12 protein-coding genes are annotated in these 12,329 nt (G+C 66.6%); 10 read left to right on the top strand and 2 right to left on the bottom strand.

Annotation, left to right across the window (positions count from 1 at the left end; genetic code table 11):
• Positions 1-72 precede the first annotated feature (72 nt).
• Positions 73-531 (bottom strand): SWIB/MDM2 domain-containing protein, encoded by a 459-nt coding sequence (locus HHL11_RS19630; protein WP_169420265.1) that lies wholly within the window; start codon positions 529-531, stop codon positions 73-75.
• A gap of 262 nt (positions 532-793) precedes the next feature.
• Entirely contained in the window at positions 794-1,699 is a 906-nt protein-coding gene (locus tag HHL11_RS19625; RefSeq protein ID WP_169420264.1) for a DMT family transporter, read from the bottom strand.
• Between the two features lie 34 nt (positions 1,700-1,733).
• Between HHL11_RS19625 and HHL11_RS19620 the strand changes: the two genes are divergently transcribed.
• From HHL11_RS19620 to pheT, 10 genes are all read left to right on the top strand, one after another.
• Positions 1,734-2,135, top strand: a complete 402-nt coding sequence (locus HHL11_RS19620; protein ID WP_169420263.1) for a gamma-glutamylcyclotransferase family protein — start codon at positions 1,734-1,736, stop codon at positions 2,133-2,135.
• Positions 2,136-2,363: 228 nt separating this feature from the next.
• Entirely contained in the window at positions 2,364-3,692 is a 1,329-nt protein-coding gene (aceA, locus tag HHL11_RS19615; RefSeq protein WP_425355215.1) for an isocitrate lyase, read from the top strand.
• Between the two features lie 101 nt (positions 3,693-3,793).
• Entirely contained in the window at positions 3,794-5,020 is a 1,227-nt protein-coding gene (locus HHL11_RS19610) for a DUF1444 domain-containing protein (RefSeq protein WP_169420262.1), read from the top strand.
• Positions 5,021-5,046: 26 nt separating this feature from the next.
• Positions 5,047-5,244, top strand: coding sequence for a hypothetical protein (locus HHL11_RS19605; RefSeq protein ID WP_169420261.1), 198 nt, complete (start codon positions 5,047-5,049; stop codon positions 5,242-5,244).
• A 181-nt stretch (positions 5,245-5,425) separates the two neighbouring features.
• Positions 5,426-7,333 carry a threonine--tRNA ligase gene (thrS, locus tag HHL11_RS19600; RefSeq protein WP_169420260.1) on the top strand — a complete coding sequence of 636 codons (1,908 nt, stop codon included), beginning with the start codon at positions 5,426-5,428 and terminating at the stop codon, positions 7,331-7,333.
• Positions 7,334-7,361: 28 nt separating this feature from the next.
• Positions 7,362-7,967, top strand: a complete 606-nt coding sequence (gene infC, locus HHL11_RS19595) for a translation initiation factor IF-3 (RefSeq protein WP_169421186.1) — start codon at positions 7,362-7,364, stop codon at positions 7,965-7,967.
• Positions 7,968-8,136: 169 nt separating this feature from the next.
• Positions 8,137-8,340: a 50S ribosomal protein L35 gene (rpmI, locus tag HHL11_RS19590; protein WP_013901101.1), complete on the top strand. Its 204-nt coding sequence runs from the start codon at positions 8,137-8,139 to the stop codon at positions 8,338-8,340.
• Positions 8,341-8,364: 24 nt separating this feature from the next.
• Positions 8,365-8,724 carry a 50S ribosomal protein L20 gene (gene rplT, locus HHL11_RS19585; protein WP_169420259.1) on the top strand — a complete coding sequence of 120 codons (360 nt, stop codon included), beginning with the start codon at positions 8,365-8,367 and terminating at the stop codon, positions 8,722-8,724.
• Positions 8,725-8,823: 99 nt separating this feature from the next.
• Positions 8,824-9,882: a phenylalanine--tRNA ligase subunit alpha gene (pheS, locus tag HHL11_RS19580; RefSeq protein WP_169420258.1), complete on the top strand. Its 1,059-nt coding sequence runs from the start codon at positions 8,824-8,826 to the stop codon at positions 9,880-9,882.
• A 22-nt stretch (positions 9,883-9,904) separates the two neighbouring features.
• Positions 9,905-12,322, top strand: coding sequence for a phenylalanine--tRNA ligase subunit beta (pheT, locus tag HHL11_RS19575; RefSeq protein ID WP_169420257.1), 2,418 nt, complete (start codon positions 9,905-9,907; stop codon positions 12,320-12,322).
• The last annotated feature ends 7 nt before the right edge of the window (positions 12,323-12,329 follow it).

The following is a 12,329-nucleotide window of genomic DNA, read 5'->3' as shown; positions in this document are numbered from 1 at the left end:
AAAAAGAAGGGGCCAGAAATGCAAAAGGGCCGGCTTCAGCCGGCCCTTCAAGGCAAATCGATCGAGACCGATTTACTTGACGTGCTTGCCGATCAGGCCGGCCATCTCGAACATCGAGACCTGGTTCTTGCCGAACAGGACACGCAGCTTGTCGTCGGCGTTGACCATGCGCTTGTTGGCCTGGTCCTGGAGCTTGTTCTTCTTGATGTAGGCCCACAGCTTGCTGACGATTTCCGTGCGGGGCAGCGGAGCGTTGCCCACCACGGCGGCCAGGGACGCGTCCGGGGTCAGCGGCTTCATGAACGCTGCGTTCGGGGTGCGCTTCTTGGCGGGGGCCTTCTTCGCCGGCGCCTTCTTCGCCGGGGCGGCCTTCTTGGCGACAGCCTTCTTCGCGGGCGCGGCCTTCTTGGCCGGAGCCTTCTTCGCCGGTGCCGCCTTCTTGGCCGGGGCCTTCTTGGCAGCGGCCTTCTTCGCCGGTGCCGCCTTCTTCGCCGGCGCCTTCTTCGCCGTCGCTTTCTTTGCAGTTGCCATGATCGAGTTTCCTTCTAGAAGTTGATGAACCACCAATGGGACTGCACTCTCCACTGGCACTGCGGATGCTAATGGCAAACAAGGCGCTGTCAAAGGGAAATGGAAGGTTTTTCTCTCTGAAATGTTGCTTTTCTCCCTCTGGAGAAGCACTGCGTTCCCTCTGAAAACGCGCGTTTTCCCCTCGAAGAACGCTCACGCAGTGTCGCAAGAAGCGCGATCAACATCGCGTCAGCACACGGTTTTTCCCTCTGAAAACGCCTCTTCAGCGACCCGTGGGCAAGGTCGCGAGCACGACGCCCGCGAGCGCCGCGACGAACGCTGTGAACTGCAAGCCGCTGAGTGTTTCCCCGAGGAAAACGACGCCCACGAGCGCTGCGCTCACCGGCAGCATCACCGTGAACACGCCGGCCTGCGAGGCCGGCACCACCTTCAAGCCCGTCATCCAGAGCCACACCGTCCACACGCTGGCAGCGAGCGCGTAGAACAGCAGCAGCAGCCACGCGCCTGGCGCGACGCTGGTGAAGTCGAAGCGCAGCGCCTGCCAGAGGCCGAAGGGCGTGACCAGCGCGAAGCCCCAGAGGTTGATGAGCGAGGTGATGCGCTTGGGCCCGAGCGCGCCGGTGAGCGCCTTGCCGATCACCGCGTACGAGGCCTCGCAGACAACGGCAGCGAACACCAGCAGGTTGCCGAGCCACGCGCGCTGCGCCGCGGCGCTGCCTGCATCGGCGTGGGGCTGGGCCACCGCCAGCAGCCCGATGCCGCCGGCGGCGCAGGCGATGGCGCTGAGGATGCGGCCGGTGAGGGGCTCGCGCAGGAACACGCGGCTGAGGATGGCGACCACCGCGGGGATCGCCGCCATGATCACGCCCGCCGAGACGGCGCTGGTCATGCTGACGCCGAACAGCATGCAGATCGAGAACAGGAAGTTGCCGAGGAAGGACTCCAGGAACAGCAGGCGGCGCGTGCGCGCCGTCAGCGGCGGTTCGTTCGCCGGCCTGCGCAGCCAGGGCAGCATCGCCAGCCCGCCGATGCCGAAGCGCAGCCACGCCAGCAGGAACACGGGCAGGGCGGCCACCAGCGGCTTCGACAGGGCCACGTAGCTGCCCACCAGCGACATGCTCAGGGCGAGGCAGGCATAGGCCGCGGGGCGGCGGGTCACGAAGCTCATCGGAGAATGCAGGCTGGAGAGAAACCGCCGCATCATGCCCCAAGCCCCCGAGCGCCTCGTCTTCGTCTACGGCACCCTGCGCCGCGGCGGCCGCAACGACATCAACCGCCTGCAGCCGGCGCCCGAGTACCTGGGCATGGGCGAGGTGAAGGGCCGGCTGTACCACTTCGACTGGTACCCCGGTCTCGCGCTGGGCGGCGACGAGGCGGTCACCGTGGTCGGCGAGGTCTACCGGATCGGCGCGGCGCTGGAGGCCGTGCTCGATGGCATCGAGCAGATCGAGGACAGCGCCGACAGCGAATACTTGAAGCGCGAAGTGGCCGTGGCGATGCAAGGCGGCACGCGCGACTGCCTGGTGTACGAGATCAACCCGGCGCGCGTGATGGGCCGGCAACCGATCGGGCACGGCGACTGGATCGTTTTTCACCAGCCGTGAAAGCCATTTCGCATCGCAAAAAGATTTGTTGATGCGCCGCCGCAAAATTTCTCAATACAAGAAAAATGATTGCGTATTGCGGAATGAATGACACAAGTCGTTGAAATTGAAGGAAATAAAAATATGTCTTCTATAAGACATAAGAGGCCCTCAGTCTTCTAGAAGACCGCAGAATTCACTCGAAGGCCCCGGCCACAGGTTTCGAGATCAACCAACGGAGTGAAGACCATGAGCAACTGGACGCACCTGACCCGCGAGCAGCAGATCGCGCAGCTGGAAAAGGACTGGGCGGAGAACCCGCGCTGGAAGGGCATCAGGCGCGGCTACGGCGCCGCCGACGTCGTGAAGCTGCGCGGTTCGCTGCAGATCGAGCACACGCTGGCCAGGCGCGGCGCCGAGAAGCTCTGGAACTCCATCAACACCGAACCCTTCGTCAACTCGCTCGGCGCGCTGACCGGCAACCAGGCCATGCAGCAGGTGAAGGCGGGCCTGAAGGCCATCTACCTTTCCGGCTGGCAGGTGGCGGGCGACGCCAACAGCAACGGCGAGATGTACCCCGACCAGTCGCTGTACTCGGTGGACTCCGTGCCGAAGGTGGTGAAGAAGATCAACAACACCTTCCAGCGCGCCGACCAGATCCAGTGGAGCGAAGGCAAGGGCCCTGGCGACGAGGGCTACATCGACTACTTCCAGCCCATCGTGGCGGATGCCGAAGCCGGCTTCGGCGGCGTGCTGAACGCCTTCGAGCTGATGAAGGCCATGATCGAGGCGGGCGCCGCCGGCGTGCACTTCGAAGACCAGCTGGCGGCCGCCAAGAAGTGCGGCCACATGGGCGGCAAGGTGCTGGTGCCGACGCGCGAAGCCGTGTCCAAGCTGGTCGCCGCCCGCCTGGCCGCCGACGTGATGGGCGTGCCCACCATCCTGCTGGCCCGCACCGACGCCGAAGCCGCCGACCTGGTGACCAGCGACGTCGATGACCACGACAAGGCTTTCTTCACCGGCGAGCGCACGGTGGAAGGCTTCTACCGCAGCCGCAACGGCATCGAGCAGGCCATCAGCCGCGGCCTGGCCTACGCCGAAGTCGCCGACCTGATCTGGTGCGAGACCGGCACGCCGGACCTGAAGTTCGCCAAGGAATTCGCCGACGCGATCCACGCCAAGTTCCCGGGCAAGCTGCTGGCCTACAACTGCTCGCCGTCGTTCAACTGGAAGAAGAACCTGGACGACGCCACCATCGCCAAGTTCCAGCGCGAGCTGGGTGCGATGGGCTACAAGTTCCAGTTCATCACGCTGGCCGGCTTCCACAGCCTGAACTACTCGATGTTCGAGCTGGCCTACGGCTACGCCCGCAACAACATGAGCGCCTTCGTGGAACTGCAGCAGAAGGAATTCGCGGCCGCCGAGCGGGGCTTCACCGCCGTGAAGCACCAGCGCGAGGTGGGCACGGGCTACTTCGACGCCGTGACGACCACGATCGAAGCCGAAGCCTCGACCGCGGCGCTGAAGGGCTCGACCGAGGACGAACAGTTCTTCGACGACCACCGCAAGGCGGCGTAAGCCCCACCGTCGCTCCGGTGAGACAGCCCGCGGCCTGCCGCGGGTTTTTTCATTGCCGGCCGGCGAACCTCCCTCCTAAAGTCGTGCCAGGGAGGAGACCCATGGCAGTCCTGCAATGCGGCGCCTGCGACCGCTTCATCTCGGTGTCGATCGCACCCGGCGGCAATCCGGTGGCGAAAGCGGACCCCGAGCGCTGGTCGCTGACCCGCACCTTGTGTCCAGGCTGCGGCTACAGCCTGTGCGACCGCTGCGCGCCGCGCGGCACCACCTCCTGCCCGCGGTGCAAGGCGGCGTTCGCGGGCGGCGGGGCGCCGGGGGACGAGGAGGACGCCGGCCGTTGGGAGCAGCAGGCAGGCCTGATGCTGGCGCGGCGCTGGCTCGCCGGGGCCTTGCTCGGATCCGTCGTCACGAGCGTCTTGATGGTGGGCGCCAGCCGCAACGTCGGCGTGAGCCTGGTGTTGTGGGTCGCCAGCCTGCTGGCCGCCTGGTCGGGCGCGCGGCGCATGGTGGCGCTGGGCGCGGTGTCGCGCCCCTGGCTGTTCCTCGTGCCGATGCTGGGGCTGATTCCGCTGTTGAACATCATTGCGCTGGCCTGGCTGCTCTGGCGTGCCCAGGCGAGCCTGGACGAGGTCCGGACCGAGCTGCAGGCGCAGGAGCGACGGCAAGCCGCGCGCGAGCGCGCGGCCCAGCGGCGCGCGACCGCACCGCCGCCGGCGCCCCAGTCACGCGCCGAGCCGCGCAAGCCGGCAGCCTTCCGGGCGCTCGCCTGCATCAAGTTCGCCGGTCTGCCGGCACCGGACGGCGAGGTGTTGGACGTCAACATCGGTAGCGCACTGCCAGGGATGGCGCCGGACGACTCGCCCGTGGCAGTGGCGTACCAGGGCTTCGGCGTCTTCTTCGCCGTCGATGAAGGTTCGTACTACGGCCTCCTGAGCCGCCGTCAGCTGCGGGAGGCGGAGCTGGATCCGCAGGACCTGCTGCGCCTGGGCCTGGGCAACCTGGCGGGCTGGGCCGGTGGCGACGGCGGCCCGGAGTTCCGCCTCGAGCAGAGCGGGGCGGCGACGGCGCTCCTGGCACGCGGCCAGTTCGAGGCCAGCCTCGTGCTGCTGGACTCCCTGTGGGACAGCCTCGCGCCTGGTGGCGTGGTGGTGGCGATGCCGGCGCCGGATGTGCTCGCCTTCTGCGACCCGCGCTCCCGCGAAGGCATCGCGGAACTCCGCGCCATCGTGCAGCGGCTCGAGCAAAGCGGCGCCCGGATGCTGGTTCGCGAGCTGTTTGTGCGGCGCGACGGCCGCTGGACGGAGTTCACCGGAGCGGCTTACAGTTGAGCCATGTTGTATCGGAAGGGACCCGCATGAGTGACACCAGCGAGGACAAGACCGGCGTGTTCGACGCGCGCGCGCTCCACCGCCAGCCCTGCGAACACTGCGGCGGCACGGGCCAGCTGCGCATCGACAGCGAGAACATCAACGAGAACTTCGAGGTGGAAAAGCAGACGGTGATCACCGAATGCCCCACCTGCGCCGGAGCGGGTTTCGTCGCCGCGGGTTAGAATAGGGCGTATCTCCTGAGCAACAAGAGCGAGAAAGGCACCTCGGTTATGACACCGCGAACTACACCGGAAGGTTCCACGGCCCCGTAGCGGCCGCGTAGTCGCGTGCACTGAGTTGCTCCACCCCAACGAAAGCGCGGCTGCCCCCGCGCTTTTTTGTTTTTCTCGCTTCGCAAAGAACATGGTCAACATCACGCTTCCCGACGGCTCGCAACGCCAGTTTCCCGGCCCGGTGACGGTCGCCGAGGTCGCTTCCTCCATCGGCGCCGGCCTGGCCAAGGCCGCCCTGGCCGGCAAGGTCGATGGCAAGGTGGTCGACACCGCCTACAAGATCGAGCAGGACTCGAAGCTTTCCATCCTGACGGCCAAGGACGCCGAAGGCCTGGACGTGATCCGCCACTCGACGGCCCACCTGCTGGCCTACGCGGTGAAGGAGCTGTACCCCGACGCCCAGGTCACGATCGGCCCGGTCATCGAGAACGGCTTCTACTACGACTTCGCGTACAAGCGCCCCTTCACGCCCGAGGACCTGCAGGCCATCGAGAAGCGCATGGGCGAGCTCGCCGCGAAGGACGAGCCGGTGACGCGCCGCGTGCTGCCGCGCGACGAGGCCGTGGCGCACTTCAAGGCGATGGGCGAGAACTACAAGGCGGAGATCATCGGCAGCATCCCGGCCGGCGAGGACGTTTCGCTGTACGCCGAGGGCGGCTTCGAGGACCTGTGCCGCGGCCCGCACGTCCCGAGCACGGGCAAGCTGAAGTTCTTCAAGCTGATGAAGGTGGCCGGCGCCTACTGGCGCGGCGACCACCGCAACGAGATGCTGCAGCGGGTCTACGGCACCGCCTGGGCCAGCAAGGAAGACCTGCAGCAGTACCTGACGATGCTGGAGGAGGCCGAGAAGCGCGACCACCGCAAGCTGGGCCGCGAGCTGGACCTGTTCCACATCGACGACGTCGCCCCCGGCGTGGTGTTCTGGCACCCCAAGGGCTGGGCGGTCTGGCAGGCCGTGGAGCAGTACATGCGCCAGGTCTACAAGGACACCGGCTACCAGGAGGTCAAGGGTCCGCAGATCCTGGACAAGAGCCTGTGGGAGAAGACGGGCCACTGGCAGAACTACCGCGAGAACATGTTCGTCACGGAGTCGGAGAAGCGCGACTACGCGCTGAAGCCGATGAACTGCCCCGGCCACGTCCTGATCTTCAAGTCGCAGCTGCGCAGCTACCGCGACCTGCCGCTGCGCTACGGCGAATTCGGCCAGTGCCACCGCAACGAACCCACGGGCGCATTGCACGGCATCATGCGCGTGCGCGGCTTCACGCAGGACGACGGCCACGCTTTCGTGACCGAAGACCAGATCCTGGACGAATGCGTCGCCTACACGACCAAGCTGCAGCAGGTCTACAAGGACTTCGGCTTCACGGACATCCTGTACAAGGTGGCGACGCGGCCGGACAACCGGGTGGGCTCGGACGAGCTCTGGGACAAGGCCGAACACGCCGTGATGGAGGCGCTGCGCCGCTCCGGCGTCGATTTCGTCATCTCCCCCGGCGACGGCGCCTTCTACGGCCCGAAGATCGAATACACGCTGAAGGACGCCCTGGGCCGCCAATGGCAGTGCGGCACGATGCAGGTCGACTTCAACACGGCGGAGCGCCTGGGTGCGGAATATGTCACGGAGACGAGCGGCCGCGCCCACCCCGTGATGCTGCACCGGGCCATCGTCGGCAGCCTGGAACGTTTCATCGGCATGCTGGTCGAACACCATGCCGGCGCGCTGCCCGCCTGGCTCGCTCCAGTGCAGGTTTCGGTGCTGAACATCACCGACGGACAGGCCGATTACGCCCAGGAGATTGTCAAATCTCTGCGTAATCAAGGGCTTAGGGCAGAGGCCGACCTGCGCAATGAGAAGATCACGTATAAAATACGGGAGCATTCGTTGCAAAAGCCGCCTTACCTCCTCGTCGTCGGCGACAAGGAGAAGGCGGCGGGTGCCGTCGCAGTGCGCGCCCGGGGGAACAAGGACCTCGGCGTGATGCCCCTTGAGCAGTTTGCCAAGCTGCTCGCCGAGGACATCGCGGGCAAGCGCTGAAGGCGGCTCGTTTCATTTTTGAACAGGACTGAAGACCATCGCTACTGAATTTCGTGACCGCCGCCAGCGCGAGGAACGCAAGCACCGCCTGAACCGGGAAATCATGGCCCCGGAGGTCCGCCTCAGCGGGCCGAACAACGAGCCCCTGGGGATCGTGCCCATCCAGGAAGCCCTGCGGATGGCGGGTGAGCTGGACGTAGACCTGGTTGAAATTGCCGCTACTGCGAGCCCGCCCGTGTGCCGGCTCGTGGACTATGGCAAGTTCAAGTACGTGGAGCAGAAGAAGGCGGCCGAAGCGAAGTCCAAGCAGAAGGTCATCGAGGTCAAGGAAATCAAGTTCCGGCCGGGCACGGATGACGGCGACTACAACATCAAGTTGCGCAACATCCGCCGCTTCCTGGAGGAAGGCGACAAGTGCAAGATCACGCTGCGCTTCCGCGGCCGCGAGATCACGCACCAGGAAATCGGCATGGCGCTGCTGCAGCGCCTGCGGGACGACCTCGCCGACACCATCGTCGTCGAGCAGTTCCCCAAGCTGGAAGGCCGGCAGATGATCATGATGATCGCGCCGGGCAAGAGGAAGACGGTCGCCAAGCCGGCGGAAGCTGCCGCCGCTCCGGCGACGACGGCTTAAGGTTTCAAAGCCATCACGGTCTGATCACCGCGATGGCGGTGAAGGGGAAGCTTTCGGGCTTCCCACAAGTGGGGAGTCTTCGACTCGCCACTAAAAGTGGCTCGGGGCCATCAAGGCGCGGGAGTTTCCCGCGACGCCTCACGAGCACAAAAGTAGAAGGAGCATTTCGATGCCCAAGATGAAGACCAAGAGCGGCGCGAAGAAGCGTTTCCGCGTTCGTCCCGGTGGGACGGTCAAGCGCGGCCAGGCTTTCAAGCGCCACATCCTGACCAAGAAGACCACCAAGAACAAGCGTCACCTGCGCGGTGCCGTGGCCGTCCACGAGACGAACATGGGCCACATGGCGCAGATGCTGCCGTTCGCCGGCCTGTAAACCACCAAGACTAGGAGAACACACATGCCTCGCGTCAAACGTGGTGTAACGGCTCGCGCCCGTCACAAGAAGGTCCTCGCCCTCGCCAAGGGCTTCCGCGGCCGCCGCGGCAACGTCTTCCGCATCGCCAAAGAAGCGGTGATGAAGGCGGGGCAGTATGCCTACCGCGACCGTCGCGCCAAGAAGCGCGTCTTCCGCCAGCTGTGGATCGCCCGTATCAACGCCGCCGCGCGTTCGAACGGCCTGACCTACAGCCAGTTCGCCAACGGGATCCGCAAGGCCGGTATCGAGATCGACCGCAAGGTCCTGGCCGATATCGCCTATCACGACCCCGCGGCGTTTGCCGGCATCGTGGAGCAAGTCAAGGCCAAGCTGGCTGCTTGAGTTCACGACCAGGGCGCCGCCGCAAGGCGGCGCCTGCCGTCACAACAAGGCATTCCAGGGGCCAGGGCTTGCAAGCGCTGGTCCCTTTTTCGTTTTCCCATGAGCACTGAACTCGAAGCCATCGTCGCGAGCGCCCGCGCAGCCTTTGCCCAGGCCGCGGCCCCGGCCGAACTCGAAAACGCCAAGGCGCAGTACGTCGGCAAGTCCGGCCGCATCACCGAGCTGATGAAGGGCCTGGCCGCGCTGTCCGTCGAGGAAAAGAAGTCCCGCGGCGCGGCGATCAACCAGGCCAAGCAGGCGATCGAGGCCGCGCTGAACGAGCGCCGCCAGGCGCTGGCCGACGCCGAACTGGAAGCGCAGCTGAAGGCGGAGGCGCTGGACGTCTCGCTGCCGGGCCGTGTGCGCGAGCCGGGCGGGCTGCACCCCGTGTCGCTGACGCTGGAGCGCATCGAGCAGATCTTCGCCAGCATGGGCTTCGACGTGGCCGACGGCCCCGAAGTCGAAAGCGATTGGCACAGCTTCACGTCCCTGAACAACCCGCCCAACCACCCGGCGCGATCGATGCAGGACACCTTCTACGTCGACATCAACGGCGACGACGGCATCCCGTACAACCTGCGGCCGCACACCAGCCCGATGCAGGTGCGCTATGCCCACCAGCACATCAAGCGCTACGCTTCAGGCGTGAAGCGCGGCGAGCCCATGCCCGAGATCCGCGTCATCGCCCCGGGTCGCACCTATCGCGTGGACAGCGACGCCACCCACTCGCCGATGTTCCACCAGTGCGAAGGCCTGTGGCTGGGCGAGAACGTCAGCTTCAAGGACCTGAAGGTCGTCTTCACCGACTTCTGCCGCACCTTCTTCGAGAGCGACGACCTGGCGCTGCGCTTCCGCCCCAGCTTCTTCCCGTTCACGGAGCCGTCCGCCGAGATCGACATCCAGTTCCAGAGCGGCCCGCTGGCCGGCCGCTGGCTGGAAGTGGCCGGCTCCGGCCAGGTGCACCCGAACGTGGTGCGCAACATGGGGCTGGACCCCGAAAAGCACATCGGCTTCGCCTTCGGCATGGGCCCGGACCGCCTGACCATGCTGCGCTACGGCGTGAACGACCTGCGCCTGTTCTTCGACGGCGACATCCGTTTCCTGCGCCAGTTCCGCTGATCCCTCCATTCGACGAGAAGACATGCAATTCCCCGAGTCCTGGCTGCGCGCGTACTGCAACCCGCCGCTGTCCACGCAAGCAATCGCCGACGTCCTGACCATGGGCGGGCTGGAGGTGGAAGACCTGCACCCCGTCGCGCCGCCTTTCAGCCAGGTGGTGGTGGGCGAGATCAAGGAAGCCGTGCAGCACCCCAACGCCGACCGCCTGCGCGTGTGCCAGGTCGATGTGGGGCAGGGCGCGCTGCTGAACATCGTCTGCGGCGCGCCCAACGCGCGCCCCGGCATCCGCGTGCCGGTCGCCCTGGTGGGCGCCGAACTGCCCCCGGGCGAGGACGGCAAGCCGTTCGCCATCAAGCTGGGCAAGCTGCGCGGCGTCGAGAGCCAGGGCATGCTGTGCTCGGCCCGCGAGCTGAAGCTGAATGACGATCACGGCGGCCTGCTGGAGCTGGCCGCTGACGCGCCGATCGGCAAGAACATCCGCGCGGTGCTCAATTTGGACGACCACGTCTTCACCTTGAAGCTCACGCCCAACCTGGCGCATGCGCTGTCGGTGTACGGCGTGGCGCGCGAGCTGTCGGCGCTGACCGGCGCGCCGCTGCAGGTGCCGAGCTTCCCGCCCGTGCAGCCTGCCAACGACGCCAAGCTGGCCGTCAAGGTGAGCGCGCCCGACCTCTGCGGAAGATTCAGCGGCCGGGTGGTCCGCAACGTGAACACCAAGGCGAAGACGCCGCAGTGGATGGTGGAACGCCTGGCCGGCTGCGGCCAGCGCAGCGTCACCGCGCTGGTGGACATCTCCAACTACGTGATGTTCGAGTTCGGCCGGCCGACGCACATCTTCGACTTCGACAAGATCCACGGCGGCCTGGACGTGCGTTGGGGCCGCAAGGGCGAGCAGCTGAAGCTCCTGAACGGCAACACGATCGAGGTGGACGAGAAGGTGGGCGTGATCGCCGACGCCAGGGAAGTCGAGTCGCTGGCCGGCATCATGGGTGGCGACGCCACGGCCGTCAGCGACGACACGCGGAACGTCTACGTCGAGGCCGCCTTCTGGTGGCCGGAAGCGGTGCAGGGGCGCTCCCGCCGCTACAACTTCTCCACCGACGCCGGCCACCGCTTCGAGCGCGGCGTGGACCCGAGCCTGACGGTGGAGCACATCGAGTACATCACGCGCCTGGTCCAGGACATCTGCGGCGGCGAGGCCGGCCCGATGGACGACCAGGTGCTGAAGCAGCCGGAGCGCAAGCCGGTGCAGATGCGCGTGGCGCGCGCGGCCAAGGTGATCGGCATGCCCATCACCGAAGCCCAGTGCGTGGACGCCTTCGCGCGCCTGCAACTGCCCGCCAAGGTGGACAACGGCGTCGTCACCGTGACGCCGCCGGCGTACCGCTTCGATCTTTCCATCGAGGAAGACCTGATCGAGGAGGTGGTGCGCATCGTCGGCTTCCAGAACCTGCCGACCACGCCGCCGCTGGCGCCGATCACGGCCAAGCTGCCGCCGGAGTCGCGCCGCAGCCGCTTCGCGGTGCGCCGGCTGCTGGCCGCGCTGGGCTACCAGGAGACCATCAACTTCTCCTTCGTCGAGGAGAAGTGGGAAAAGGACCTGGCCGGCAACCAGGATCCGATCCAGCTGCTGAACCCGATCGCCAGCCAGATGAGCGTGATGCGCTCGTCGCTCGTCGGCTCGCTGCTGCAGGTGCTGAAGTTCAACCTGGACCGCAAGGCGGAGCGCGTGCGCGTGTTCGAGATCGGCCGCGTGTTCGTGCGCGACGCTTCCGTCCAGACCACCGACAGCACCGTGCGCGGCGTGCACCAGCCGATGCGCGTGGCGGGCCTGGCCTACGGCGACCCGTCCGGGCTGCAGTGGGGCAGCAAGGCGGGCCAGGTCGACTTCTACGACATGAAGGGCGACGTGCAGGCGCTGCTGTCGCCGCTGCAGGCGGAGTTCGTGGCGGCGGCGCATCCGGCCATGCACCCGGGCCGCTGCGCGGCGATCCGCGTGGGCGGCAAGGACGTCGGCTTCGTCGGTGAACTGCACCCGCGCTGGCGCCAGCAATGGGAGCTGCCGCACACGCCGCTGCTGTTCGAGCTGGACCTCGACGCCGTGACGGCGCGCAAGGTCGCGGTTTTCGAGTCCGTGCCCAAGTTCCAGCCGGCCGAGCGCGACATCGCCGTGATCGTGGGCGAGCAGGTGACGCATGGCGCCCTGATGGACGCCATCCACGGCGCCGCCACCAGCGGCTTGCTGCGCGATGCGTTGCTGTTCGACGTCTACAAGCCGAAGGAAGCCCAGGGCGGCCTGCAGCCGGGCGAGAAAAGCCTGGCCGTGCGCTTGACGCTCGCGCGCAGCGACGCGACACTGACCGATGAGGAGATCGAGTCGGCCGTGCGGGCGGTGGTGGACCGCATTGCCACGCAGCTGGGCGGCCGTCTCAGGGGGTGAGCCGTGG

The organism is Ramlibacter agri, from assembly GCF_012927085.1.
GTDB lineage: Bacteria > Pseudomonadota > Gammaproteobacteria > Burkholderiales > Burkholderiaceae_C > Ramlibacter > Ramlibacter agri.
Note: the sequence above shows the minus strand (reverse complement) of the source record. Positions and strands in the feature narration are given on the sequence as shown.